Annotated in this window: 22 protein-coding genes and 1 tRNA gene; 6 read left to right on the forward strand and 17 right to left on the reverse strand. The window is 62.4% G+C overall.

Going from position 1 to position 26,909, the window contains the following annotated elements; genetic code table 11:
• Window positions 1-85: 85 nt before the first annotated feature.
• The 7 genes from fdhF to mobB form a co-directional block, all read right to left on the reverse strand.
• Complete coding sequence (gene fdhF, locus ACVWZ4_RS03905; RefSeq protein ID WP_456763530.1) at window positions 86-2,854, reverse strand: formate dehydrogenase subunit alpha; 2,769 nt, start codon at window positions 2,852-2,854, stop codon at window positions 86-88.
• Window positions 2,851-4,560 carry an NADH-ubiquinone oxidoreductase-F iron-sulfur binding region domain-containing protein gene (locus ACVWZ4_RS03910; RefSeq protein WP_456739920.1) on the reverse strand — a complete coding sequence of 570 codons (1,710 nt, stop codon included), beginning with the start codon at window positions 4,558-4,560 and terminating at the stop codon, window positions 2,851-2,853. The genes fdhF and ACVWZ4_RS03910 overlap by 4 nt, the downstream gene beginning before the upstream one ends.
• A 249-nt stretch (window positions 4,561-4,809) precedes the next feature.
• Entirely contained in the window at window positions 4,810-5,094 is a 285-nt protein-coding gene (locus ACVWZ4_RS03915) for a hypothetical protein (RefSeq protein ID WP_456701871.1), read from the reverse strand.
• 91 nt (window positions 5,095-5,185) lie between these two features.
• Window positions 5,186-6,838: an OFA family MFS transporter gene (locus ACVWZ4_RS03920; RefSeq protein ID WP_456739921.1), complete on the reverse strand. Its 1,653-nt coding sequence runs from the start codon at window positions 6,836-6,838 to the stop codon at window positions 5,186-5,188.
• A gap of 317 nt (window positions 6,839-7,155) precedes the next feature.
• Window positions 7,156-7,419, reverse strand: coding sequence for a sulfurtransferase TusA family protein (locus ACVWZ4_RS03925; protein WP_456701869.1), 264 nt, complete (start codon window positions 7,417-7,419; stop codon window positions 7,156-7,158).
• 45 nt (window positions 7,420-7,464) lie between these two features.
• Window positions 7,465-8,721, reverse strand: a complete 1,257-nt coding sequence (locus ACVWZ4_RS03930; protein WP_456763529.1) for a molybdopterin molybdotransferase MoeA — start codon at window positions 8,719-8,721, stop codon at window positions 7,465-7,467.
• Window positions 8,722-8,730: 9 nt separating this feature from the next.
• Window positions 8,731-9,258, reverse strand: a complete 528-nt coding sequence (mobB, locus tag ACVWZ4_RS03935; protein WP_456739922.1) for a molybdopterin-guanine dinucleotide biosynthesis protein B — start codon at window positions 9,256-9,258, stop codon at window positions 8,731-8,733.
• Window positions 9,259-9,365: 107 nt separating this feature from the next.
• Here mobB and fdhD point away from each other — a divergent pair, with 107 nt between their 5' ends.
• From fdhD to ACVWZ4_RS03950, 3 genes are read left to right on the forward strand one after another with little or no spacing between them, the layout of a single operon-like run.
• Window positions 9,366-10,256, forward strand: a complete 891-nt coding sequence (fdhD, locus tag ACVWZ4_RS03940) for a formate dehydrogenase accessory sulfurtransferase FdhD (protein WP_456701866.1) — start codon at window positions 9,366-9,368, stop codon at window positions 10,254-10,256.
• On the forward strand, window positions 10,237-10,878 hold the full coding sequence (mobA, locus tag ACVWZ4_RS03945; protein WP_456737685.1) for a molybdenum cofactor guanylyltransferase MobA: 642 nt from the start codon (window positions 10,237-10,239) through the stop codon (window positions 10,876-10,878). Before fdhD ends, mobA begins: the two co-directional genes overlap by 20 nt.
• Entirely contained in the window at window positions 10,878-11,189 is a 312-nt protein-coding gene (locus ACVWZ4_RS03950; RefSeq protein ID WP_456739923.1) for a hypothetical protein, read from the forward strand. The genes mobA and ACVWZ4_RS03950 overlap by 1 nt, the downstream gene beginning before the upstream one ends.
• 44 nt (window positions 11,190-11,233) lie before the next feature.
• Here ACVWZ4_RS03950 and ACVWZ4_RS03955 read toward each other — a convergent pair whose 3' ends face one another.
• From ACVWZ4_RS03955 to ACVWZ4_RS03965, 3 genes are read right to left on the reverse strand one after another with little or no spacing between them, the layout of a single operon-like run.
• Window positions 11,234-13,183 (reverse strand): molybdopterin biosynthesis protein, encoded by a 1,950-nt coding sequence (locus ACVWZ4_RS03955; RefSeq protein WP_456739924.1) that lies wholly within the window; start codon window positions 13,181-13,183, stop codon window positions 11,234-11,236.
• Window positions 13,184-13,196: 13 nt separating this feature from the next.
• The gene (locus ACVWZ4_RS03960) at window positions 13,197-14,303 is read right to left on the reverse strand and encodes a molybdopterin-binding protein (RefSeq protein ID WP_456739925.1); all 1,107 of its coding nucleotides are present in this window, start codon (window positions 14,301-14,303) and stop codon (window positions 13,197-13,199) included.
• A 54-nt stretch (window positions 14,304-14,357) separates the two neighbouring features.
• Complete coding sequence (locus ACVWZ4_RS03965; protein ID WP_456737682.1) at window positions 14,358-15,191, reverse strand: substrate-binding domain-containing protein; 834 nt, start codon at window positions 15,189-15,191, stop codon at window positions 14,358-14,360.
• 365 nt (window positions 15,192-15,556) lie between these two features.
• Between ACVWZ4_RS03965 and ACVWZ4_RS03970 the strand changes: the two genes are divergently transcribed.
• Complete coding sequence (locus ACVWZ4_RS03970) at window positions 15,557-16,771, forward strand: ABC transporter substrate-binding protein (protein WP_456739926.1); 1,215 nt, start codon at window positions 15,557-15,559, stop codon at window positions 16,769-16,771.
• A 70-nt stretch (window positions 16,772-16,841) separates the two neighbouring features.
• On the opposite strand, the gene ACVWZ4_RS03975 is transcribed toward ACVWZ4_RS03970, so the two are convergent.
• Complete coding sequence (locus ACVWZ4_RS03975; RefSeq protein ID WP_456739927.1) at window positions 16,842-17,807, reverse strand: TAXI family TRAP transporter solute-binding subunit; 966 nt, start codon at window positions 17,805-17,807, stop codon at window positions 16,842-16,844.
• A gap of 106 nt (window positions 17,808-17,913) precedes the next feature.
• Here ACVWZ4_RS03975 and ACVWZ4_RS03980 point away from each other — a divergent pair, with 106 nt between their 5' ends.
• Both ACVWZ4_RS03980 and ACVWZ4_RS03985 read left to right on the forward strand, forming a co-directional pair.
• Window positions 17,914-18,888: a Bug family tripartite tricarboxylate transporter substrate binding protein gene (locus tag ACVWZ4_RS03980; protein ID WP_456701859.1), complete on the forward strand. Its 975-nt coding sequence runs from the start codon at window positions 17,914-17,916 to the stop codon at window positions 18,886-18,888.
• Window positions 18,889-19,214: 326 nt separating this feature from the next.
• Window positions 19,215-19,290, forward strand: a tRNA-Ile gene (locus tag ACVWZ4_RS03985).
• Between the two features lie 644 nt (window positions 19,291-19,934).
• Here the strand turns inward: ACVWZ4_RS03985 and ACVWZ4_RS03990 are convergent.
• The 6 genes from ACVWZ4_RS03990 to ACVWZ4_RS04015 all read right to left on the reverse strand — a co-directional run bounded on the left by ACVWZ4_RS03990 (window position 19,935) and on the right by ACVWZ4_RS04015 (window position 26,896).
• The gene (locus ACVWZ4_RS03990) at window positions 19,935-20,963 is read right to left on the reverse strand and encodes an LLM class flavin-dependent oxidoreductase (RefSeq protein WP_456701858.1); all 1,029 of its coding nucleotides are present in this window, start codon (window positions 20,961-20,963) and stop codon (window positions 19,935-19,937) included.
• Window positions 20,964-21,183: 220 nt separating this feature from the next.
• Complete coding sequence (gene hisC / locus ACVWZ4_RS03995) at window positions 21,184-22,287, reverse strand: histidinol-phosphate transaminase (protein ID WP_456701857.1); 1,104 nt, start codon at window positions 22,285-22,287, stop codon at window positions 21,184-21,186.
• 711 nt (window positions 22,288-22,998) lie between these two features.
• Window positions 22,999-23,196 (reverse strand): hypothetical protein, encoded by a 198-nt coding sequence (locus tag ACVWZ4_RS04000; protein WP_456705365.1) that lies wholly within the window; start codon window positions 23,194-23,196, stop codon window positions 22,999-23,001.
• Window positions 23,169-23,390 carry an AMP-binding enzyme gene (locus tag ACVWZ4_RS04005; RefSeq protein ID WP_456739928.1) on the reverse strand — a complete coding sequence of 74 codons (222 nt, stop codon included), beginning with the start codon at window positions 23,388-23,390 and terminating at the stop codon, window positions 23,169-23,171. Before ACVWZ4_RS04005 ends, ACVWZ4_RS04000 begins: the two co-directional genes overlap by 28 nt.
• 545 nt (window positions 23,391-23,935) lie before the next feature.
• Window positions 23,936-25,186 (reverse strand): tyrosine-type recombinase/integrase, encoded by a 1,251-nt coding sequence (locus ACVWZ4_RS04010; RefSeq protein WP_456701856.1) that lies wholly within the window; start codon window positions 25,184-25,186, stop codon window positions 23,936-23,938.
• Between the two features lie 1,443 nt (window positions 25,187-26,629).
• Window positions 26,630-26,896, reverse strand: a complete 267-nt coding sequence (locus ACVWZ4_RS04015) for a DUF6894 family protein (protein ID WP_456701855.1) — start codon at window positions 26,894-26,896, stop codon at window positions 26,630-26,632.
• Window positions 26,897-26,909 lie beyond the last annotated feature (13 nt).

Here is a 26,909-nt window from a genome sequence, read left to right on the forward strand (position 1 = left end):
AGCGACACCCTAGCCGTCGTCCTGGCGTTCGCCAGGACGACACCGTGGTTGGCGCCGGGCTGCGCCGTCAAACGACGACCGCGCCCTACTCCGCCGCATCCCTCATCTCCGCGCGCTCGGCACGTGCCGCGCAGAACTTGAACTCCGGAATCTTGCCGAACGGGTCGAGTGCCGGGTTGGTCAAAAGGTTCGCCGCCGCTTCCGCGTAGCAGAACGGCATGAACACCATGTTTTCCGGCACGTCGCGGTCGGAGCGGACCTTGACCTCGATCGCGCCGCGACGGGTCTCCAGGCGAATGAAATCGCCGGGCACGAGCTGCTTCTTGCGCATGTCCTTCGGCGACATGAACGCAACCGCTTCCGGCTCGATCTGGTCGAGCACCTGCGCGCGGCGGGTCATCGAGCCGGTGTGCCAGTGCTCCAGCACGCGGCCGGTCGAGAGAACCATCGGATATTCGGCATCAGGCAGCTCGTCCGGCGGAATGACCTTGGCCGGCACGATCTTGCCGCGGCCGCTTTCCGTCGGGAAGCCGGTGGTGAAGATGATCTCGTTGCCGGGCTTGTTCGGATCATCGGCCGGGTAGGTGACCGCGCCTTCGCGCACCAGCCGCTCCCAGCTGATGTTCTTCAGCGACGGCATCAGCTCGGCCATCTCGGTGTAGACATCGCCCGGGCCGGAATAATTCCACGGCAGGCCCATGCGCCTGCCGATCTCCTGGATGATCCAGAGATCCTGGCGCGCATCACCGGGCGGCTTGATCACCTGGCGTGCGAGCTGCACGCGTCGATCGGTGTTGGTGAAGGAGCCGTCCTTTTCCGCGAATGCCGAGGCCGGCAGGATCACGTCGGCATGGAACGCGGTCTCGGTGACGAAGAGATCCTGAACCACGAGATGATCGAGCATGGCGAGCGCACCGCGCGCATGCTGCAAATCGGGATCGGACATCGCAGGGTTCTCGCCCTCGACATACATGCCCTTGATCTCGCCGGCATGGATCGCGTTCATGATCTCGACGACGGTCAGGCCGCGCACGGGATCGAGCTCCTGGCCCCACAGCTTCTCGAAGGCGCCGCGCATGTCGTCGCGGCCGACCGGCTGGTAGTCCGGCAGGAACATCGGGATCAGGCCGGCATCGGAAGCGCCCTGCACGTTGTTCTGGCCGCGCAGCGGATGTAGGCCCGTGCCGGGCCGGCCGACCTGTCCGGTGATCAGCGCCAGCGCGATCAGGCAGCGCGCATTATCGGTGCCGTGGACGTGCTGGCTGATGCCCATGCCCCAGAAGATGATCGAGGATTTCGCGCGGGCATAGGTCCGCGCCACCTCGCGCAGCGTTTGCGCCGGGATGCCGCAGATCGCCTCCATCTTCTCAGGGGTGAACTCCTTGATCTTCTCCTTGAGGTCCTCGAACCCCTCGGTGTAGCCGGCGATGTACTGGTCGTCGGTCAAGCCTTCGGTGATGATGGTATGAATCATCGCGTTCAGCATGGCGACGTCGGAGCCGGGCTTGAACTGCAGATGCTTGGTGGCATGACGCGACAACGACTGCCGGCGAGGATCCATCACGAACAGCTTGGCGCCGTTCTGCTTGACCGCGTTCTTGATGAAGGTCGCAGCGACCGGATGGTTCACGGTCGGGTTAGCGCCGATCACGATGATGACCTCGGCATCCATCGCAGCCGAGAACGGCGCGGACACTGCGCCGGAGCTCAAGCCTTCGAACAGCGCTGCCACCGACGAGGCGTGGCACAGCCGGGTGCAGTGATCGACATTGTTCGAACCAAAACCGGTGCGCACCAATTTCTGGAACAGATAGGCCTCTTCGTTCGAGCCCTTGGCAGAGCCGAAGCCGGCCAGCGCCCTGGAGCCCTTCTCGTCGCGGATTTTCGCGAGGCCCTTGGCCGCCAGGTCGAGCGCTTCCTCCCAGCTCGCTTCGCGGAAATGCGTGAAGGGATTGGCGGGATCGACCTGGTCGTTGGCATCCTTCTTCGCATTCGGCAGCCGCACCAGCGGCTTGGTCAGGCGATGCGGATGATGGATGTAGTCGAAGCCGAAACGACCCTTGACGCAGAGACGGTTGTGATTGGCGGGGCCGTCGCGGCCCTCGGCATAGATCACCTTCTCGTCCTTGACCTCATAGGTCACCTGGCAGCCGACGCCGCAGAACGGGCAGAGTGAATCCACCTTCCTGTCGGCATAGGTGACGCGGGTCTGCGCCTCGTCCAGCATCACGGCCGGCATCAGCGCGCCGGTCGGGCAGGCCTGCACGCACTCGCCGCAGGCGACGCAAGTGGACTCGCCCATGGGATCGTCGAAATCGAACACGATCTTGGCGCCGTGATTACGGTAGGCCATGCCGATGACGTCGTTGACCTGGACCTCGCGGCAGGCGCGCACGCAGAGGCCGCACTGGATGCAGGCATCGAGATTGACCCGCATCGCCGGATGGCTGGCGTCGGTCTCCCAGCGCTCGGCCGCGGGAAAGCGGCTCTCGGTGACCCCTGTGGCTTCAGCCCAATGCCAGAACTTCGAATCCGGATCGTGGCTGGTCTCGCGCGCCGGCTGGTCGGCGACCAGCAGCTCCATCACCATCTTCTGCGCGGCCGTCGCGCGCGCGGATTCGGTCTTTACCTTCATGCCGACCGATGGTGTCCGCTTGCACGATGCCGCCAGCACGCGCTCGCCCTCGATCTCGACCATGCAGGCGCGGCAATTGCCGTCGGGGCGATAGTCGGGCGCAGGCGAATAGCAGAGATGCGGGATGTCGCGGCCCTGGCGTTTGGCGACCTGCCAGATCGTCTCGCCGGCATTAGCCTCGACCTGCTTGCCGTCGAGCTCGAACGTAATCTTCGTCATTCGGCCGCTTCCTTGAACTCGTCAGGGAAATATCTGATCACGGAGGACAGCGGATTCGAGGCCGCCTGTCCGAGGCCGCAGATCGAGGCATCGCGCATCGCCTGGCTCAATTCTTCCAGCAATGCGCGGTTCCAGACCGGCTTCTGCATCAGCTGCGCCGCCTTCTGGGTTCCGACCCGGCACGGCGTGCACTGGCCGCAGCTCTCGTCCTCGAAGAACTTCATCAGGTTGAGCGCGGCTGCGCGCACGCTGTCCTTTTGCGACAGGATCACGATCGCGGCCGAACCGATGAAGCAGCCGTATTTCTCCAGCGTGCCGAAATCGAGCGGGATGTCATCCATCGACGCCGGCAGGATACCGCCGGACGCACCACCGGGAAGATACGCGTAGAACTGATGGCCATCGGCCATGCCGCCGCAATATTCGTCGATCAATTCGCGCACGGTGATGCCCGCGGGTGCGAGCTTCATGCCGGGATTTTTGACTCGGCCCGAAACCGAGAAGCTGCGCAGGCCATGACGCTCATGGCGGCCATGGCCCTTCCACCAGTCGGCGCCCTTCTCGACGATGTCGCGCACCCACCACAGCGTCTCGATGTTGTTGATCAGCGTCGGCAGGCCGAATAGGCCGACCTGGAACGGATAAGGCGGCTTATGCCGGGGCAGGCCGCGCTTGCCCTCGATGCTTTCGAGCAGCGAGGATTCTTCGCCGCAGATGTAAGCGCCGGCGCCGCGGCGCATGTGCAGCGTCGGGCCGCCTGCGGGAAGTTTTGCGATCTCGCGCGTCAGGATCTCGCGGGAGGCCGGATATTCATCGCGAATGTAGATGTAGACGTCGGAGGCCTGCACCACATGCGCGCCGATCAGCATGCCCTCGATGAAACGATGTGGGTCGCTCTCCAGGTAAACACGATCCTTGAACGTACCGGGCTCGCCCTCGTCGCCGTTGATCGCCATCAATCGCGGACCTGGCTCGCCGAGCACTGCGCGCCATTTGCGCCCGGTCGGGAAGCCGGCGCCACCGAGGCCGCGCAACGAGGCGTCGTCGAGCGACTTCAGCAAATCGTCCGTCGACAGTCCACCGGAGCGCACGCGATTGAGCAGCTTATAGCCGCCGCCGGCGACATAGGCGTCGTAGCCGATATGTTTGGGCAGATGCGCGTGAGTGTCGCCGGCCTGTGCCGCCGCCATCACATTGGCCACGGTCGCATGATCGACGAAGTTGTGGCCCACCTCGGCGGCAGGCGCGCTGTCGCACCGGCCGACGCAAGGCGCACGCACGACGCGGATGCCCGGGCCCGCAGCGTCTTGCAGATCCGCGAGCAGCTTTTCGCCGCCGAGCATGGCGCAGGTCAACGAATCGCAGACACGGATCGTCAGCGGCGCGACGTCGGGCTCGCCTTCCTTCACCACATCGAAATGCGCGTAGAAGGTCGCGGTCTCGAACACTTCGGCGAAGGCAAGCTTCATCTCGTCGGCGAGCGCGGCAAGATGCGCAGCCGATATCTGGTGATAGGTATCCTGGATCAGGTGCAGATATTCGATCAGGAGATCGCGCCGCCGGGGCTTGTCGCCGAGCAATTGCTCGATCTCGTGTGCGGCTGTGGGATCGACCTGCCTGCCCTTGGGCGTCGCCTTGGCGCGCCGGCGCCCCTCGCCCGGATGCTCGAAGTCCCTGACCTTGTGAACGTCGTCGTTGCTGCTCATGGAAACGTCGCGTTCTCCTCAAAAGCGCAATGATCTCTGAGCGAGATAACCCATCGCGATCCGCCCTTACTTCCACGCCTGACAATCGGGGAACCGGATTGCCCGCCGCGCTGTTCAGGCTTCATTTCCAGGCAACTCTAGCGTCTGGCATACCAGATGCCAAGCGAATTTAGAGCGTCTTTGTCATCATTTAGGGGGCGGCCAGCCGCCCTGCCACGCCGCTTTGAGCGAGTTGAGCGCGGAACCTTGTCAGGTCTTCTCCATGCAGTCCTGGATGAAGAACCAGCGGTCGTCGCCAATCAGTCCCTTGGCCTTCACCTCGGCGCGGCACGCCTTCAGCTTCGGCTTGTTGGCGGCCCACTTCGCCTTCATCTCTTTCAGCTTCTGCATGGTGAGCTTGATCTTGCCCGCCGGCTTGGCGGTGGTCGTCGCGGCAGGCGCCGGATTAGCCGGCGTGGTTGCCGTCTGTGCGGATGCGGTGTGAAGGCCTGCGGCCAGCAGCACGGCGGCAAGGCAGATACGAGTGCGAAGCATCGGAAATCCCCCTGGGTCCCATTTTCGATTTGGAAGACAGATGTCGCGGGATGCCGAACAGTCGGCATCCCGCGACGATATGGCTTTGCGATCAGAAGATCTGCCAGGCGCTCTGGAGCGTCTTGTACACACCCCAAATCAGCGGGATGCCGACGAACAGCCAGAACAGCGCAGCCTTGCCATCCAGGCCGCCGGTGCCGATCCCGAACGAGCCGGTCTGGACCGGACCCGCACCAGCGTTCGCCGCCTGCAACTTCGCGACCTCCGCCTCGCTCATGTACCATTTCGAATTGACCGGTTTGACGAGGTAGTTGCAGATGATACCCGCGATCAGCATCGCACAGAGTATGTACATGGTCGTGTTGTACAACTGATCACGGGGCACGCCCGCCGCGAGCTGAAACTCGCGGATGTAGTTCACCACGACTGGGCCGATGATCCCCGCAGTGGACCATGCCGTCAGCAGCCGTCCATGGATGGCGCCGACGAACTGGGTCCCGAACATGTCGGCGAGATAGGCCGGCACGGTCGCGAAGCCGCCGCCATACATCGACAGGATGATTCCGAAGCCGAGCACGAAGAGCAGCTTCGAACCCATCGCTGCGAAGGTTGGCGCCAGCGCGTAGAGCACGATGCCGAGAATAAAGAACGTATAATACGTGTTCTTGCGGCCGATATAGTCGGACAGCGACGCCCAGGCAAAACGGCCGCCGATGTTGAACAGCGAGAGCAGACCGGCAAAGCCCGCCGCAATGCCGGCGATCACGGTCTTCTGATCGGCCGAGAGCTGACTGAAGGTGAGCTCGGGATGTCCGATCAGCTTGCCGGCAAAGATTTCCTGCAGCATCGGCGAGGCCATGCCGATGACGCCGATACCGGCCGACACGTTCAAGCACAGCACCCACCAGATCAGCCAGAACTGCGGCGTCTTGTGCGCGTTGTTCAGGTGGACATGATGCTCGGTGATCATCGATTTGTTTTCGCTTGGCGGCGTCCAACCCTCAGGCTTCCAGCCACCTGGCGTCACGCGATAGGCGAAGGCACCGATAGTCATGAAGATGAAATAGACGACACCCATGACGACAAAGGTCTGCCACACACCGACGTCGCTCGACGACTTGAAGTAGTTGATCAGCAGATTGGCGAATGGCGCGCCGATCATCGCACCACCGCCAAAGCCCATGATGGCCATGCCGGTCGCCATGCCGCGCCGATCGGGGAACCACTTGATCAGCGTCGAGACCGGCGAGATGTAGCCGAGGCCGAGCCCGACGCCGCCGATGACGCCAGCCCCGAGCCACATGATCCAGAGTTGATGGACGTAGATGCCGAGCGCGCCGATCAGGAGGCCGCCCCCCCAGCAAAGCGCGGCAACGAAGCCGGCCTTGCGCGGACCGGCCCGCTCAAGCCAGCCGCCCCAGATCGCGGCGGAGACGCCAAGCAGGACAAAGAACAGGGTGAACATCCACCCTAGGCTTGCGACCTTCCAGTCGCAGGTCGTCGTGAAGAGCTCCGACCACAGCGACATATCCGGGCAGGCCTTCGGCGCAGTCAATCCGATCGCACGGGAGAGCGGCAGCCAGAACACCGAAAAGCCATAGGCCATACCGATACACAGATGGATGCACAGCGCCGCGGGCGGCACCAGCCAGCGATTGAAGCCGGCCTTGGCGATCGTGCGCTCGCGATCCAGAAAACCGGCGCCGGCGCCCGAAATTCTTCCAGCGCTCTCAATTGTCGTCATGCACTCCTCCCCTGCAGCTGCCCTTCTGAGCAAGACTGCCGCTACGCTTCTGTTCCTCAGCCCATTGCGGCGCAGCCGTCCCTGCTGCTCCGCACAATCACCCGACACGCGCCAGGATCGTCACGCGCATCTGAAAACGTTAACCCCTCGGCCGGGGGTCTATGCCCGATACGATATGCAGGCTTGCGTGCCTGGCCCGCTGCTCCGCGCATCGCGGAGAAGACTCAACCGCCGCGGCCGAGAGCACAAAGTCGATTGGGGCAGAAGCTGTGATCGATGTCGATAGATAAAAGGTCGGTATCGGCGCAGTAACGCGCCTAAGAACGCAGCGCAGCATTGGCGCTTTCTATCGAACCATTCGTCTTTTCTATCAAGAACACGATGCGCGCCTCGTTGCGCTCGGTGATCTCCACCCTATCGCCCGTCTCACGGATAAGGTTCGGAATGTCGATTACCGACAACGGATCCGTGCAGTGGACTTCAAGCTGATCGCCCGGCTGCAATGGTTTCAGCGCCTTGCGTGTCTTCAAGGCGGGCAGCGGGCATTTCAGCCCGGTGAGATCGAGCGTCGTTCTGGTCATGGGCGCAACATGGCGGGAGTGATCAAGGGCGTCAACGCAAGGGCTTCAGATGAGGGCTGCATAGGACAGAAAACCTACGTCCTCACCCGGCTCCACGCGCGCGATATCCTCGCCCAGTTCAATCAGGCCATCGGTCTCCACCAACGACGACAACAGCCCGGCCCCTTCGCGCGGAAACTTGACGGCTTCGAGCGTACCATCTTGTCCACGTCGCAAGGAGGCACGCACATATTCGCGGCGGCCCAGCTTTTTCTTGTAAGTGAACGCCGCGCGCAACGGGATCGGCACCAGCGGTTCCGGCAGACTGCCGGCGAGCGCGAGCACCGTTGGCCGCACCACGTGGACAAAGGTGACAAAGCTCGCGACGGGATTGCCGGGCAGCCCGATCAGCGGCGTGCCGCCAATGATGCCCATCGCCACCGGCCGGCCCGGCTTGATCGCCATCCGCCACAGCACCAGTGAGCCGACGCTCTCGACCGCCGCCTTGACGTGGTCCTCCTCGCCGGTCGAGACACCGCCGGTGGTGAGGATGAGATCATGGCCTCCCGCGACCTGCTTCAATCCGTTCGCCAGCGAAGTGCGTTCGTCGCGCAGAATGCCGAGATCCGAGACCTCGCAGCCCAGACGGCGCAGCATCGCCATGAGCATGAAACGGTTGGAATCGAACAGCTGCGACGCCGCACGCGACTCGCCCGGCGAGGCGAGCTCATCGCCCGTGGAGAACACCGCCACGCGAATACGCCTGACGACCTCGAACCTGACAAGGCCGAATGCCGCCGCAAGCGCGACATGCTGCGGCCGCAGCCGCTGGCCGGCGCGCAGCGCGACGTGGCCAACGGGAATGTCCTCCCCCGCCGGGCGAACATTGGCGCCGGGCTTCAGCCCGGACGGCAGCACGATCTTGCCTGATGCATCGACGCGGACGTCTTCCTGCATGAAGACCGTCCCGGCCCCCGGCGGCATCGGCGCGCCGGTAAAAATGCGCGCGGTGTGACCAGGCTTGATCGGCGCTTGTGCAGAGCCGCCGGCCTGGATGCGCCCGTCGAGCGGGAATGCCTGTTCCGCCTCTTGTGGAAGGTCGACATTGCCAACGGCGTAACCATCGACCGCGGAGTTGGTGAAAGGCGGCAGCGGCAGCGGCGCTGCGATATCGCGCGCCAGCACGCGCCCGTCGGCGTCATCAAGCGCCACCGTCTCGATGTCAGCAATCGCGCTGACGCGTGCCGTGATCAGGCCCACGGCCTCGTCGACCGACATCATCGGTCCGCCGAAAGCAAAGCAATCGTCCGACAGTTGCGCCATGGTGCCTCGTCAGCGCCTCGCCGCGCTTCTTACCACCGCTTCCTCGGCCGGCATCGCCGCATGCAGCAGCAACGCCGCCGCAGCCTCGATATCGTCGAGATGGACAGTCGGCAGCCGGGTTTCAACCGCCGCGTCGGTTGCAATTCCGACAATACCGGGATCGTCAGGAAACAGCAGCGGCTTGCCGTTGCCGGCGCGATGCACCTCGATCTTGCGATGCGGCTCACGCTTGAAACCCTCGACCACGACGAGATCGGCTTCGGACAGCTTGCTCAGCAGCTCCGGCAATCGCGGTTCGGCTGCACCGCGCAGTTCGTGCATCAGCGCCCAGCGGTTCGACGAGGCCACCAGCACCTCGGCCGCACCGGCCTCGCGATGGCGCCACGAATCCTTGCCGGGCACATCGACGTCGAACTGGTGATGCGCATGCTTGATCACGGAGACGCGCAGGCCCCGCGCGTTGAAATGCGGGATCAGTCGCGTCAACAGCGTGGTCTTGCCCGCACCGCTCCAGCCTGCAAGGCCGATGACTTTCATAACAGTTCGATCTCCGCCAGCCGCATGACGCGGCTGGAACCGTCTACTTAAGCATTGTGGGCATGCTTATATCGGCTTGACCCGAATGTCATGCTAACGTCGCGGCCATGATGAAGATCGATAAAGTCCCGGTGCCCCTGATTATCCCAAACCCCGACGACCGGCGCCTGACCCAGAGCGTGACCGGAACCGACCAGACCGGCGCCAGGGTGGAGATCAAGGTCCCGATGGAGCGACCGCTGACGCTCTATCTGAATTCGCAGGAGATCGTCACCATGATGACGATCGGCGACTATCCGGAATATCTGGCGCTCGGCTACCTGCTGAACCAGAACATGCTGAAATACAATGACGCTGTCACCGAGGTCGAATACGACGACGACCTCCAGGTCGTCGTCGTGCGCACCGAGCACCACACCAATTTCGAAGCCAAGCTGAAGAAGCGGACGCAGACGTCGGGCTGCGCGCAGGGCACCGCCTTCGGCGACCTCTTGGAAGCGGTCGAAAGCGTCGCACTGCCGAAGGCCGCATTGCGCACCTCCTGGCTCTACCAGATGACCCAGACCATCAACACCATGCCCTCGCTCTATCTCGAGGCCGGCGCGATCCACGGCTGCGTGCTGTGCAGGGAGGGCGAGCCGCTCTGCTACACCGAGGACGTCGGCCGCCACAACGCCGTCGACAAGATCGCGGGCTGGATGTACCGCCACGGCGTCGATGCTTCCGACAAGATCCTCTACACCACGGGACGCCTCACCTCGGAAATGGTGATCAAGACGGTGCGCATGGGCATTCCGATCCTGGTATCGCGCTCCGGCTTTACCGCATGGGGCGTCGATCTCGCGCGACAAGTGGGCCTGACGCTGGTTGGACGCACCCGCGGAAAGCGGTTCATCGTACTCGCCGGCGAGGAGCGGATCGTCTACGACCAGAATCTCGCTTACGTCGAGGAGGAATCGGCAAGGCACAAGCGCAAGGGTGAAAGTGGTGACGACTGAAACTCCGCTGACGCAAGGCGTGCTGCTCGCCGGCGGTCTCGCACGCCGCATGGGCGGCGGCGACAAGCCGATGCGCACGATCGGCGGACGCACCATTCTGGAGCGCGTGATCGCGCGCCTCAAGCCACAATGCGACGGGCTGATCCTCAACGCAAATGGTGACCCGGCACGCTTCGCGCGGTTCGGCTTGCAGGTCATTGCCGACGATGTGCCCGGCTTCCCCGGCCCGCTCGCCGGCATCCTCGCCGCGCTCGACTGGACCGCAGCGAACCGGCCGCAGATCGAATGGGTGCTCAGCGCCGCCGGTGACTGCCCGTTCCTGCCGCGCGACCTCGTCGCGGCCCTGCACGGCGGGCGCCTGCGAGAGAACGCCCAGCTCGCGGTCGCCGCATCAGGCAATCAGTCGCATCCGGTGATCGGCTTGTGGCGCGTCGCCTTGCGCGCCGAGCTGCGCCACGCCTTGGTCGTCGAGGATGTCCGCAAGATCGACCGCTGGACCGCGCGCTATCCGCTCGCGACGGTGAGGTGGCCTGCCGAGCCGCTCGATCCGTTCTTCAATGCCAACACGGTGGAGGACATCGCCGAAGCAGAGCGGCTGGCGGCGCTGGATGATGCGGCCTGATGGAGTTCAACGGGACATCGAACCGGGTCGAGCCCGGCAGCGACCACTGGTCGGGACATGCCTCCGGACCAGCCATGATCGACCCGCTCCTGAATGCCATTTTCACGGTCGTCGATTTCGTATTCGATCTCTCGATCGCGATCGATCGCACCAAGCGGCTGAGCCACCAGGCCACGGGCAGCGACACGATCGTTGAGGTCCCTGCGGCCCCGAAGCCGCTGCCGCCCGCCGCGCAGCGTGCGCTCGCCGAAGCCGAGGAGCGTGAACGCGCCGCGCAAGCCGCCTCCAGCGGCACCGACGAGGCGTCATAACGTAGGCCCGGAATGCATTGGCGCCGCGGCCGAAAGCCGATTGTCTAAGCGGGTCGGAAGCCGGCTCGCTCCAGCGCCGTACGCGCCTCGCCCGAACCGAGGGCATCGAGAAAAGCCTGCACCGCGGGCCGCTGCTTTCGCGCCGTCACCAGCGCGAAGTCATAATGCTCTTCCGAGAGCGGAATGAAAGCGAGGCCGGCGGCATGGGCGACCGGCGCAATGGTCATCCCCCAGTCGGCGCGGTGCTGCGCGACGGCCGCCGCGACGGCATTGTGCGAACGCGGTTGGTTCCAGTATCCCTCAGGGCGGGCGCCACCGAGCAGCCGGTCGATCAGGATGCGCGTGCCGGCGCCCTGGTTTCGATTGACCATGATGCAGGTGGGATCGGCGAGCGCGACGGCGACGGCCTCCTTCGCACCAAGCCCTTCGAAACGCTTGTCACCCTTGCGGAAGACGATACCCTGCATGCGCCGCCAGCCCGGCACCAGCTCGAGTCCTTCGACGAGATAAGGCGTGTTGTAGGTCTCGCTCTTGTGGTCGAACAGATGGATCGGCGCGAGATCGCATTCGCCGCGCTTTGCGGCTGCAAGTCCGCCCAGGCTGCCGACCGCAATCGAGCGCACCATCAGACCTGCATGCGCGAGAGGCGTGGTGACGAGATCGAGGCCGGTGCAGTGGCTGCCGACGATGACGAGATCAGGCACGCGCACGTGCGGCGTGAACAGAGTCACCTCGGTCATCGTGCCGGCCGGCATCTGGTCAGCGAGCGCGTCGATACGCAAAAAGCCGTCGGCCTGTGCGAACGATGTGATCGCGCCGGAGCCCTTGCCGGAGGGATAGGCGATCAATCCATCATTGCCCTCGACCAGCGAAACCATGACGAATTCGGTCCGGCCAAGCTCCGACGCAACGCGCACCGGCACGGTCGCATTCACCACGGTATCGGAGCGCGGCGGCAAGCCAGCCATCTTGCGCAGTGACGGCACGATCATGTCATGGAAGGTGAACATCGCCGATGTCGGAAAGCCCGGCAGGATCACCACCGGCTTGCCGTCGCACACCGCCAGACACAGCGGCTTGCCGGGCTTGAGGGCGACACCGTGCGCAATGATGCCGGGCCTGCCGAGCCGGCCGATGATGCGATGGGACAGGTCGCCCGCGCCTTTCGACGTGCCGCCTGACAGCACCAGCATGTCGGCAGCCGCCAGCGCATCGCGCATCGCGGCTTCGAGCTTGGCTTCATCGTCGGGAATGGCGCCAAGAAAGACAGCCTCGCCGCCGTTCTCGTCGATCGCAGCCGCGACAATCGCCCCGTTGGTGTCGTAGATTGCGGCCGGCGGGAGCGTGTCGCCGGGCTGCACCAATTCGTCGCCGGTCGAGATCACCGCAACGCGCGGCTTGCGCGCGACCTTCACCTCGGCGATCCCGCAGGCCGCCAACATGCCGATCTCGCGCGAGCCGATGATCGTGCCGGCGCGTAGCAGCGTCTCGCCACGTGCGATGTCAGATCCGGCGTAGGATACGAACTGCCCCGGCGATATGGCGCGACGGACGTCGATCGCATCAGCGCCGGCCGGCTGGGTGTGCTCGACCATCACCACGGCATCGGCGCCGCGGGGAAGCGGTCCGCCGGTTGCGATCGGCGTTGCGGTTCCCGCGGTCACTTGCAGCGCCGGCACGGTGCCGCAATGAATGGTCTCGCCGGTGACGGCGAGCCGCACCGGCGCGCCCTCACCGGCGACTGAAAGATCCGCCGAGCGCACGGCAAAACCGTCGACATTGGAGCGATCGAATGGCGGCACGTCCATCGGCGCGGGGATGTCTTCTGCCAGCGCTGCGGCGATCGCGTCGGCAAGCTTGCGCGTTTCGCTCGGGACTGCGCGCGGGAACAGCGCATCGTCAAAGCGCGCCAGCGCCTCCTCGCGGGAGAGGATTTTGAGGAATTGCTCCTGCTCAAGTGCGCTTCGGTCTGGCGGCTTTGGGATCATCGTCATGCCGGAACCCATATCATTCCCGCATCAAATAAGCATCGGCCGGCTCGCCCGCGGCAAATCCCTCGTGGCTGGCGGGAATGAGCAACCATGCATCCGCGCCGGCCATGGCCTGGAGCGGCCATTCGCCCACGGCAAGCGGCCGCCACGTCTTATGTTCCTCGGCCAGCAGGGCGATCTCGGCAATGCCGACGCTGGAAGCGATCTTTCGCGCAAGCGGCAGGGTCACTGCGCGGCGCGGCTGCCGAGCCGAAAATCGATCGATCAGCGGAAGCACCAGCGCAAGCCAGACCGCCAGCGCCTGAGCTGGCGATCCGGGCAAGACGACGACGGGAACTTTTCCGATCCGCCCTGAGGCCGCGGTGCGTCCGGGCTGGAGCGCAAGGCCATGATCAAGCTGCGCTCCGCGCTGAACCAGCGCCGCGACCGTGCCATCCGCATGGCCGACGCCGCTGCCTCCGATCGTCAGCAGGAGATCGCAGGCTGAGGCATCGAGCGCCTCCCCGATCGATGCCGTACCGCGCGAGGCAGCTTGATGGGCGCTCACATCGAGTCCTGCCTTGCGTGCGAGGCTGGCGATCATCTGCATCGTCGCGGTCCCGCCGGGCACGTTGACGATGCGCAGCCGCGGCCGCCTGACACTTAGCTGGTCGCGCCCGGCGACACGGGCGAGCAGCAGGGCCGCTGCACCGACGGGATATCCCCCTGTGACCACGGGCGCGTTCCCGGCGATATCGCTACCGGCACGCGCGACGCCTTGTCCCGGAACGCCTTCCACCAGCACCTGGGCGAGTGGGCCCGATACCCCGACCGCATCAGCATCGAGCACGCAATCGCATCCCGCCGGCATCGCATCACCGGTCTCGACCCACACTGGAAGCTCGGCCAGAGGCAGCGGCGAATAGGAGGACGCGCCGACCAGATCGTTGGCGCACAGCGCCCAGCCATCGACGGCCGCGATGTCTCGCGGCGGATGGGCCGGCAGCAACGGCATCCCCGCGGAGATACAGTCGGCCGCTTCATCCAGCGGCAATTGGACCGGCTCAACCGGATCAACGCCGCGCAAAAGCATAGCGAGCGCGGTGTCTAGCGGCGTCAGCGAGGGGGGCAGGCGCTGGGTCATGCCTCATGATGGACCACGCATCGCGCAGTTTGGCAACCGCTCGTGCCTCGTCCTTCAGCCGCCTGGCTTCTCCGCGTTCGGAAAGAACACCTGCTGCCCGTCGACCTTGTAGTTGGCGATCGCCGCCTGCCCCTCCGGCGAGATCAGCCAGTCAATGAAGGCCTGCCCGAGCTCCTTCCTGACGTTCGGAAATTTTTCCGGATTCACGAGCATCACGCCGTATTGGTTGAGCAGCCGCTTGTCGCCCTCGACGACGACGTCGAGATCGCCGCGGTCCTTATAGGCAATCCAGCTGCCGCGATCTGCGAGCACATAGGCGTTGGCCGTGCGAGCCGCGTCGAGGGCGGCAGTCATGCCGTACCCGCTCTCGCGATACCAGGCGCCCTTGACGCTCGCGATATCGATGCCGGCGACGATCCAGAGTGCAAGCTCCGCCGCATGGGTGCCGGACCGATCGCCGCGCGTCACGAACGGCGCCCCCTTGGCCTCGATGGCCTTTAGCGCAGTCGCGATGTCCTTGCCCTTCACACCGGCGGGATCGCTCTTCGGCCCGACCAAAACGAAATCGCTGTACATGACGTCGAATCGCTTCGCGCCAAAGCCGTCGGCGACGAACTTCTCCTCCTGTGGCCGGGCATGCATCAACACGACGTCGACCTCGCCTCGTCGTGCAACGTCGAGCACCTCGTCGCTGCGGCGCGCGATCACCGTCACCGCGATGCCGGTCCTGTCGCGGACAATAGGCAACAGATAATCGAGCAGGCCAGTGTCCTGCGTCGATGTCGTCGAGGCCAGGACAATCGCACGCTCCTCGGCAAACGAGGCCGCAACGCCCCCGGCAAGGCCGCAGAGCAGCGCAAATGCAACGGTCAGTCGGCGAACGGCCATGACAGGTTTCCATTGAAAACGACGCGATCATGATCATCGATTGCGCCACACTCGTGACGGATGTGGCCGTCGCGCGGGCAACAAGCAATGGCACTTGGTTTGAGCCACGAAAGGAAGGCAAGTTCACGATGCGCGGGTCAGCGCGCCGAGGCAGGCCATTGGGAAGTTTCGCCCAATCAACCGGCACGTTGATTGCACGCGCCGAGGGGCCTGCCGGCTGCGATCCCCTCCCGCGCCGGGCGGATCCGCTTCGCGGGCTGAGATTGACGCCCACCCCCAAATAGTTGCAAAAGAAACCAATTCAGCCGGGCCGTACCCGGGACAGACAACTTTCGGCCAACGCGCCGGATCAGGGGAGGACAATCGTGAATCCAGCGAGATTTGGACTGCCGGTCGCCGCCGCCTTGACGGCAGCGCTACTGACGGGTGCGGCGTCGGCGCAGGTGTCCGACGACATCGTCAAGATTGGCGTTCTCACCGACATGAACGGCCCGGCCTCGGCGCCAACCGGCCAGGGTTCGGTGACGGCTGCGCAGATGGCAATCGACGATTTCGGTGGCTCTGTGCTCGGCAAGCCGATCAGCATCGTGGTCGGCGACCACCAGCTCAAGGCCGATGTCGGCGGCGCGATCGCCCGGCGCTGGTACGACGTCGACCAGGTCGATCTGATCGTCGACGTGCCGGTCTCGGCCGTTGGCCTCGCGGTGCAGAACATCGCCAACGAGAAGAAGCGGCTGTTCATCACCCACTCCACCGGTACCGCCGATTTCCACGGCAAGTTCTGCTCGCCTTATGCGATGCAGTGGGTGTTCGACACCCGGGCGCTCGCGGTCGGCACCGCGGACGCCGTGGTCAAGCGCGGCGGTGACAGTTGGTTCTTCATCACCGACGACTACGCCTTCGGTCATTCGCTGGAGCGTGATGCCTCCGGCGTCATCACCGCCAATGGCGGCAAGGTGCTGGGCTCGGTGAAGCCGCCGCTGGCGACGCCCGACCTCTCCTCCTTCGTGCTGCAGGCGCAGGCCTCCAAGGCCAAGATCATCGGCATCGCGGCCGGCCCGCCCAACAACATGAACGAGATCAAGACCGGCTCGGAATTCGGCGTCTTCAAGGGCGGCCAGCAGATGGCGGCGCTGCTCGCGCTGATCACCGACATCCACGGCCTCGGCCTGCAGGCGGCGCAAGGCCTCTTGCTAACGACCTCGTTCTATTGGGACATGGACGACAAGACCCGCGAATGGTCGAAGCGCTATTTCGCCAAGACGAACAAGATGCCGACGATGTGGCAGGCCGGCGTCTATTCCAGCGTGATGCACTATCTCAATGCCATCAAGGCCACCGGCACCGACGATCCGCTCAAGGTCGCGGCGAAAATGCGCGAGACGCCGGTCGAGGATTTCTTCGCCCGCAACGGTCACTTGCGCGACGACAATCTGATGGTGCACGACCTTTGGCTGGTGCAGGTGAAGACGCCCGGGGAAAGCAAATATCCGTGGGACTATTACAAGATCCTCGCGACGATTTCCGGCGAGAAGGCCTTTGGCCCGCCGGACCCGGCGTGCCCACTGGTGAAGAAGTGAGGTTAGCGAATGGCCAATAGGAGCGGGCGAATAGGACTAGCTCCATTCGCCACTCACCACAGGCCATTCGCTACTTCACAACTCCGATCTCGCGAAAATATTTCATCACGCCCGGATGAATCAGCTCCGGCCTCGGTGCTGCGGCGACGGTGTTCGCCGCCGTGGTCTCGCAGGCCTGCGCCAGCTTCTTGCAGAAGGTTGCTTCCACGCCGTGCAGCGTCTTGGCGAGACGATAGGCGACGTCGTCGGGCAGATCCTCGCGCGTGAGGACAAAACTCCAGGAACCGAGCGAGGCGATCGACTCGGATTGTTTGGGATAGGAGCCGGCCGGCACGGTGAGCGGTTTAAGGAACGCGTGCCTGGCACGGATGCGCGTGATCTCGTCGGCATCGGGCGCGATGAAGCGCGCGCCTGACGCGCTCGATGCGACCGCGGCAAACCCGGGCCAGCCGATGCCGGCGCCCCAGAGCGCGGCGACGCGGCCATCCTCGACCATCGCAGGCCCGTCGCCGGCGCGGTCGAGATAGACGGCCTTGAAGTCCTCGTCCTGCTTCAGGCCGAGACCGTCGAGCACGTAGCGCGCCAGGATCGGCAGGCCCGAACCTTTGGCGCCGAACGCGATCGGCTGTCCGACGAGATCGTGGATGGTCTTGTAGGGGCTGTCGGCCCGCACCACGAACATGCCGGGGTTGGAATAGATCGCCGTCAGGATCTTCAGCGCGACCTTCGCCCGGCCGATGCCGGCAAAGGCCTCATAGGCCGGCTCGCCCGCGACCAAAGCGAGATCGAGCTCGCCTTTCTCCAGGAGCGGAATGTTTTCGTTGCTGCCCTTGGTGTTGCGGGGTGCGATGGTGAGCGAGCCATCCGCTGCATTCATCACCTCGGCGAAGGCGTTGCCATAAAGCGGGAAGCCGCCGCCCGGCGTTGCGGTGCCCAAACTGATCGTGGTGGTCGGAATGGCGTTGCCTCCGGTTTGAGCGGCGGCGGGGCTCGCGAGCAGTGCCGCGCCGAGAAGAATGGGAAAAGCGAACTTCATGATCGTTCCGGCTGCGCCTGCGTCAACATCGACGAGAGGCGATGTAGGCAGCGGGCGGTTTTTGTGAAAGCATGCCCACAACGACGATAGAACAACGGGAGGCGACATGTTGCGAATTTTGCGGTGCGCTGTTTTCGGGCTGGTCTTTCTGTCAGGTCTTTTCGCCGCCTCCCCTCCGGCCTCCGCCGCCTACCCCGACCGGCCCGTGCACTGGCTGATCGGCTTTGCCGCCGGCGGCCCGGTCGACATCGTCGCGCGCATCATGGCGCAGTGGCTGTCGGACCATCTCGGTCAGCAATTCATCGTCGAGAACCGCGCCGGCTCCGGCGGCAACATCGCGGCCGGTGCCGCGATCAACGCAGCCCCCGACGGCTACACGCTGCTGTTCGTCGCGCCCAACAACGCGATCTCGACCTCGCTCTACAAGAAGCTGCCGTTCGACTTCCTGCGCGACACCACGCCGGTCGCGAGCATCATGCAGCTCACCAACATGCTGGTCGTCTCCAACGCGATGCCGGTGAAGTCAGTTCAGGAGTTCATCGACTATTGCAGGGCCAATCCCGGCAAGATCTCGTTCGCCTCGTCGGGCAACGGCACCTCGGTGCACATGTCGGCGGAGCTGTTCAAGGCGATGACCAAGTGCGACATGGTGCACGTGCCCTATCGCGGATCGGCGATCGCCTTCCCCGACATCATCTCCAACAAGGTGCAGCTGATCTTCGACAACCTGCCTTCCGCGCTCGAGCAGGCGAAGGGCGGCAGCGTCCGCGCGCTCGGCGTGACCTCGCCGCAGCGCTGGCCCGCCCTGCCCGACGTGCCCGCCATCGCCGAGACCGTGCCGGGCTTCGAATCGGTCGGGTTCTACGGCATCTCCGCGCCGAAGGGCACGCCTGGCGAGATCGTCGAGATCCTCAACAAGGCGGTCGGCGAAGCGCTGAGGGACCCGAAGCTGGTCGCGCGCCTCGCCGAGACCGGCGGCATTCCGAGGCCGATGACGCCGGCCGAGTTCGGCAGGCTCGTCGCCGACGAGACCGAGAAGTGGCGCAAGGTCGTGGAGTTCGCCGGGGTCTCGGTGGACTGAGCGGGCGGCCGGCCGCCGGTCAATCGCCGGCGCGACCGGGGGCCTGCGGGCCTCCTCCCGCCAAAACGCGAAAACAACCCCATGCACAGTAGAAAGCCGGCCGATTACAGCGCCTTACGGCAGGAAAAACCAAAACCGCGGGGGACAGCGGTTGACTCGTCGGGCAAAACAGGCGCATAAGGGCACGATCACAGAATTCGGTAATTCGTAAACCACGCCGCCGGCGTCTCCATCCGCCCAACCCGGCATTGCACCCCCGCCTCCATCCCTGTAAACGAACCCCGCACCGTTGCCGGCCGCGCATTCCCGCGAGCCGACTCGCGGCGGGGCCTGTAGCTCAATGGTTAGAGCCGGCCGCTCATAACGGTCTGGTTGCAGGTTCGAGTCCTGCCGGGCCCACCAAATAAATCAATAAGTTATCAGCCACCAAGTCGCCAGACTGAAATCACCGCACCAGAAACCGCACCAGATACGTGCGCTTTTCGTTCACTGGCTGGGTCGCCTTAGCGATTTTGTCGACGGCATCGCACAAATAGTCGGAACGTGGCGGCCAACTTGTTGAGCAGCACCTCCAGCGGCATTCCGAGACAGCGCGCTACGCGCCCTTTTGGTACCGGCCAAATCGATGCTGTGCGATCGCCCAGGGCTCAAGTCAAGACCGATAAGATCGACGCTGGCGTCGGGCACGCCGAAAAGATCCATGCCATTGTCCTGGATCAGGTTTGAAGGAATGAAAAATGGCCTGGCGTGCCCAGAATTGGCTTAGTTGCCGTTGAAGCGAGCATGGCTCAACAGGTGCGGCAAATGCGTAGCTCGCGCGTTGGAATTCGATGGGCGCACTCAGGATTCCGCGAGCAAGCGAAGGCGTGCTTTCGTCTTACTATCTCTTCGAGGGCTCAATGTTCTCGACGGCGAGATCGAGCTTGACAAAGTCTGATGCCGACACCCTGCTACCCGTTCCTGGTGAACTGAAGTTTCTCGCCAAACGCTAGAAGCCCGGAACCTCTGACTGTGCCTACCACACGCAAGCTGTGATTCTGCGCCAATCACCCGCCTGGCGCGATGAACTCAGAGTGGATGGCAGATGCGGTATTGATGGCTGCATCGACTGACAGATTTCCAAATGCAGGCTGACAAAGGAGATAATTAGCGCCGGCCTCTTCCAGATGTTGAAGAACGGTCTGCCGCACAGAAGCGCGTGTTCCTACGACGCACAGTTCGCTTGCGATTGCGGCCTCGAAGGTCGGAGGAAGGTTGGCCGGGAGCGGTATGTCGTTCATTTCGTAGAGGAACTTAAAGTTAGCGAGCCACCGCTCGTAAGCAGGTGCGGCAAGCAAATAGGCCTCTGCCTGGGAACGTCCGATCACAATCATGCGGAGCAAAGCAATAAACAGGTCCCCACCGTCGGCCGGGCGCCTAAGGTTTCCATGAGCGCGAAATACGTCGGTGACTTTGCGAACAACAGAAGACGGTCCGACACAGGCAAGGTTCGCGCCATTGGCCGCAGCCCAACCGGCCGACTCTGGCCGGTTTGTGGCGACCCACGTCGGGGGGTGCGGACGCTGATGAGATGCAAGAGTTAAGGGAACATCGTCCAAAACAAAATGCTGGCCCCTATAGTTTAGAATGCCGCCATTCATTGCATTGACAAGGATCTGAGATGCTTCCTCGTAGCGACTAGAAGCCACATCCGGATTCACGCCGAAATAGGTCAGCTCCATTGGGAGTGAACCACGACCAATACCGACTTCAAGTCTGCCATTACTCAAGTGGTCCAACATGCAGATTTCCTCGAAGGCACGCAACGGGTGGTACAGATTAAGCAGCATGACCAACTGGTTGACGCGAAGCCGGCGGGTGCGCTGTATGACGCTGGACAGAAACACGTTCGGGGACGGGCTTCGTCCGTGGGGGGTACAGTGATGCTCGGCCAGATGATAGGCGTAGAATCCGAGCCGATCGTAGGCCTCGGCCAACATTAAACGGTCTGCGTATTGCTCGGTGATGTTGCGCCCACTATCGTCAAAATGATCGAAGATGCCGCAAGTTGGGTTTGAAGCAGTGGTGTTAGTCACTTGATTATCTCCAGCTTAGGAGTTTGAGGTTCGCGTGCTTGCAAACGATTGGAGTAGAAGGCGCGGTCTATTGCTTGTGATGCAGACCAGTATTGATTGCCCGCCGGCGATGGGATGATTCAAGGCGCTCGTCCGGTAGACGTCGAGGCGCCTCAGCTAGGGACAAGAGCAGGCGCCGCAGAACCTCTCGTGCACGTGCCAGACGCGAGTAGAATGATGATCAAGTGTAGCGATCTGCAGCACGGCGAACCTTGCCGACGGCGCCAAGAAAGGCCTCCATCTGCTCACTTGTGCCGACGCTAACGCGAATGCAATCTTCCAGGCCGTCATCCGGAAAGGTGGCAACGAGGATCTTCTGACGTTCCAAAGCGCTTTGCCACCATCTTCCGTCCCGACCGGCAGGGACACAGGCAAGCAGAAAATTTGCGTGTGAGGGCAGTATCGAGAAGCCGAAGCCGGAAAGGGCGTTCGAAATCCGCTGCCGCTCATTCTTTATATGCTTATGGTTCTCGTCGTAAGCGCTGCGGTGGGCAAGGACACTCATACCGACGGCATGAGCCACCACATTCATGTTAAACATATTTTGGAGGGCGCGAAGTCTTCCAATCAGCTCGGGATGGCCGAACGCGAAGCCAATGCGAATTCCCGCGACCGCGTAGCTCTTAGAGAACGTGCGCAACACCAGAACATTCGAATAGCGATCGACTAGATGCAGCCCGTTCTCCGGTGCGAAATCAATATAGGCCTCGTCCAGGACGACCAACCGGTCATATTGCGCTACGAGTCGCTCGATCTCAGCAATGGGCACGAACGAGCCCGTGGGGTTGTTCGGATTAGCCAGCAGAATGAACTTGGCATGTTTTGCAGGGCCGAAGAGCAGATTATTGATCGGCAGGCAGTCATGTTCGTTGCAGCGGACCTCAATTAACTGCGCCCCTTGTAGCTTGGCAAGCTGACGATTAAACGAAAACCCCGGCGACATCATTGCGACGCTGTCACCCGGAGCAAGAAAGGCTCTATAGACTAGGCTAAGAAGCTCAGATGATCCATTTCCTGCCATAACGCGATCCACAGAGATGCCATAGGCAGCGGCCGCCGCTTCCCTCAAGGCGACATTGTCATGCTCCGGATAAATGTATTGCCGCTCTAGCGCTGCAATCGCGCTTCGCATCACCTCGCGTGGCAGCGGAAATGGATTCTCATTCGTATGTAGCCTCACATAGCTTTCATCTAGAGCTGGCAGTAATCCTGTCGGGGTAGCGTCTAATACTTGAGCGATCGGGGTAAGCGAGGATAGCAGCGTCGCCAATTTTGCTTCCGTCATGAATATCTTTCGTTTGTTCGTACCGAGGTTTTGAGCGAGAGACTCGGCAATTGCGCGGAAAGCGAACGGCAGGAGTGCTCGAACTAACAATTTTCAGTTGGCGTTCAGCGCATCGGGGCCGGACCACGAAAGTCGGCCAGCTACTCGCATGCATGTCGACATTTTCCCGTGCAGACATCCCGGGAGTTCGCAGTTACCCGCTGCTGCAGAAAGGGTTCAAAGGGTTTATCGGCCGAAGTCTCTCGTCTGTAGACATTGAGCGATGTCGATCATCGTTTCGCTGTCCAGTACATTCCTCATCCTTTGCTCTCGCGCACTTTGGGCCGATTGCCCGGCGAGTGAGGCAGCCATCCGCTCCTCGGCGGCGCCTCCCGAGGTGCCGAAGCAGTGGATCTAACGGCTTACCCGGAGTTCGTCCGGGCGCGCCACGGCGTCGTTGTCCTAGATCGTACAATTTGACGCTACGTACGATTCAAGCCCCTTTTGGCGTCTTTGGCCTGATTTACTTTACTCGACGGGGCGATGCGTTGAAGGTATGCCGGCGAGGCGCAGCGAGCATATCGTCGGAAAGCTGAGACCTTAATGCCGTCATCCCGCCTGTCGCCTCTAACGTCCGCTGCGTGTTAGGCTTATCCCTCGGCCTTTGTAGTCCCGGCTGAACAGGTGGCGTTCCTAGGGTGGATGCAGTGCAACTGCGAAGATCCCTCTTTGTCAGGCCGGCATTGACTCACGCTTGCAGAAGATAACTGCACTGCCGTCGCGAGGTTCGAGTTGGCTGCGATCGCTGATATGCCCGGCAAAGCCGCAAATTGTCTCCTGCCAAACAATCAACTTGCCGCAGTTTGATTGCTCGAGCAGCCATCCAGCTCCTTCAACTTGAATTACTGAAGTTTGCCCAATGCGGTCCACGGCAATTCGTTCGTAAAGATGATTTCGCGAGGCGCCTTGAAGCGGGCGAGCTGCGATCTCACATATTCGATCAGAAGGTCCACCTCAATTTGAGCTCCAGGCTGCTTGACTATGAGCGACCGGCACTTCTTCCCAGCGAGCATCAAGCCGGCCGATAACAGCGCATTTAGCGACAGCGGGATAGATATGCCCATGTCTCAATAGCCGGGGCGATTGGATAGCCAGACGCGACCGTCACGTGTGCTAGCACCTTACAATCTAACGTCGCGTGCGATTGCCTTCTGTCGAGACTCGCACATTTTACGAAAGTGAGTGAAGTGAAGAGACGACAGACAAGACTCATGTTGGTTGAGATACTCACCGATTACGACGCTTCCTGCACTCGTGCACGGATCGTTGGTCAATAACTCACCGACGATATGTTTGATTTTAATATGCAGCGGGCTTTCTTGCGCTCCGTCAAATTGCTGCACGCTAACGATATCGACGCTGGCCGGCGTCCCTGTCCACCAGGGACAAAGCTGCGGGCACCCTGGTGATGTTTCCACTAGGGCTGGCCGGTTCGGCCTTCCGCGCGGAGCATAGATGGCATGTCCGCATTTCGCGCAGACGCAACGAGCTTTCCTGTCGAGCCGCGCGCGCGTGTCGCGCCTAACACATTTGAACAATTCCGGAATTTAGAGGCGAGATTCTGCATAGAGATACGTATTCAGGGCCTGCCGGATATTTCAGTAACTTATCAGGCGTCATTTCGCCGGATCGGAATAACCGCACCAGATATTGAACTAGAAACGTGCGATCTTCTTTCCCCAGTCGGATCGCGACTGGCGATTTTTTCCACCGCATCCGACAAATAGTCGGGATGGTGATGGCCGTAAGTGTTGAGCAGCACCTCGAGCGACATTCCGAGATAGCCCGCCGCTTGCCACGGATCTGCCCCTCGCTGCATAAGCCAAGTCGCTGCGGTGTGCCGCAAAGTGTGAGGGGAGATTCCCGGTGCCAGGCCTGCGAGCCTGACAGCACTCTTGAATGCCGTCTTCACCGAGGTCACAGCCTTCCCGTTGTACTCCACGAAATGCTTCGCCTCTGGATTAGCTCGGTGCCAGCGCCGCAGGTGCGCAAGCAAGCGCAAGGGGATTGGCACGGTTGGCTGCCGTTTGTTGGTTTTCGCGCTGCCCTGCTTCAGGCGGTAGTAGCGGCCGCGCTCTAAGTCGACGTAAGAGCGACCAATGGCCGGAATGGGAGATGCAGCTGCGATAGCTCCAGCACGAGTTCCGCTGTAGATCCCCAATAAAATAAACCGTGCAAGATGGCGCAGTGGACGCTTGCTTGTCGGGACCTTCACATCGTCGGTCGGCCGACGAGAGCCCTTTTGCATTTCGCGATAGCGCCAGCAGGTCCAAATCAGTTTCGCCGCATCGCTCCGCGTCAACCACTTGTCCCGAGGTTGGCCCTTCTGTGGCAGCGATATCTTGACGATTTCCCGATGATATCCTTCGGCCGCGTGGTGACCAATGGCTGCGCGGAGGTCTTCAAGGTCTCGGCGCGCGCCTCCCCTCGTGGCGCGCTTCTTGGCAAACGAGCGACACGCCTCCCCGTTTACCTCGCCTAGCATTTTTGCTCCCCACCAGTCGTTCAACCGCTCGATCCGCTTTTTGAACTTGCGGATATCGGGGATGGCATTTTCGCTCTCGCCATCGACGCTGAAACGCTCGCGAAGTTTGTCCAATTGCGCGTCTAAATAGATCGAGAGAACGTCCGCAACTGCGATATCATCTATGTGGCGAATTCGTCGCTTCGGCGTGTGTTTAGAGCTTATGTAGTCCTTTAGTTTTTCCTCCGCGGCCGCAATCTCATCTGCAACGCAGCCTGTGCTGACATCCCGGCCGTTGTCTCTGATGATCCAGGTTGCCTGGTGGGTGATCTTTCCGCTCTTATTCCGGCGGGCAGCCTTGAGCTGAAGTCGGGCTCCCTTGGTTCTTCGCGGCATAGCTCTCTCATCCGTTGGATATGAGCCAGGGTTGTAAATTCCTTGCCCGCTATCTTCTCGGTGACCAATCGGTTACGATCGCGCTCGCGACGTAGACCGGCGACCGAAATTCCTCCCATAGGAAACGCGATCTTCACGGCATCAACGAGGCGAAGAGGGGTATCGAGTGTAATTTCAGGTTGCGTTCGACTTGGCATAGAGGCCCATGGCGCGACCGTTAAAGGTGAACTAAGATGTCGGCGCATGGTGGGGAGTAAAGCTTTCTTTCGTTCCATCGCAGGATTGGCGGTCGCCTCGCAAAACTGAGCAGAGTGCGCAGCACCACCTGCTTCTTGGACCTGCTTTGGCCGCGCGGTAAACGGACCGTCCGATCTGGCGAAACGGGCCTGTCTTGTCGCCGGACAGCGGTAACGTCAGCAGCGGGTTGGCCTCCGTCCCGGACGGTCCCCTTCACGACCCAGCCTTCACCCTCCAGAGCATGGCCTACCCTGCTGAGAGCGTTGGGGAAGAGGATCCCTGGCAGGGTGACGCGCTTGGTCCCTTGAGGTGTCGTTTGCTGTATTCACGTGAAGTGCACCCCATGAAGGGCTTCGTTTTTGCCGCTTCAGCGGTCTTGGTGTGGCCGTTGCCGGCTGCACACAGGGGGAAACTAATCTGAAAATCTGCGGCTTCGCGCGCGCGATTGTGGGCCCGGTACGTGGCGGCCATCGTCGGAGAGATTGCGGTGGCCTCCACGCCCCCCCTGGAAATCGGCCCCATAGCTAAGGGGATCAAGCGCTTAGCTGCGGCAATAGGCCGGAAGGAAAGGAGCCCGGTCAGAACTGCCTGTACCTTTAGGCAACGGCGGCAAATGTGTCCCGGACCATGATGAATGACTTCCCGTGCAGATCTGAGGAGTCATTCACCTCGTCTACGCCACAAGCGGTAGTGAGCCGTCCGAACTGCGCTTGGCCCACCTTTTGAAGTGAGGCGCCGTGTCCTCTCTAGAAGGACCGCAACGCCTCGCTGGTCGGTCTGTAGTTCTAACCAACGATCATCCCCCGCGCAACGACAGCGCTGTCAACGATCGCCTTCAGCGATAGCGAAGTGATCTGGCACGTGTTTCCTGCGCAGGTCGACTTCCTCCTCATCGTCCGCTTCGTCGCCACCGGTGCTGGTCGGCGCAACTTCTGCACGCTGCGGTCAGCTTCGTCGTATCGCTCCTGCTCCAGCCACTTTTCTAGAGGCATCCGGCGCCGTCCTGGCTTTGCACTTGCGGCCCTCGCAGCAGCTCGGCTTGCGATGTGGTCGACGTCGGGGCTCGCGATATCTCCGTAGGCCCGCCTGCTCGCCTGTTTATTGCCGTAGCGACCGTATGCTCGCCAGTTGAGATCAAACTCTCCCGTCAGCCAGAATTCCGAGCGGCATACGCTTTAGCCATTCCCGCTCCGCAGATCTATAATTTTAGTTATGGCTTCTTGAGACTCTTCGGCGGGTCCACTGTTTCAGTGTGATAGATTGCATCACCACCTGCCGCCCGATCTCAGCACCCCTCTCGTCCAAAACCAACACGACCGTGCCGCTAACGGGGTCGAACTCCGGATCGCTCCCAATATCCTGAGCGACACGAGCGCCGTATTTCAGCGCGAGATCAGCCGAGCCAAATAGCTCTCCCATCTCGCCCGGCTGTGCCTCGCCATTGTGGAGTATCGGGAAGTAGTAACGCTGCATGGCCACGGCCCTC

The organism is Bradyrhizobium sp. USDA 4472 (assembly GCF_054058595.1).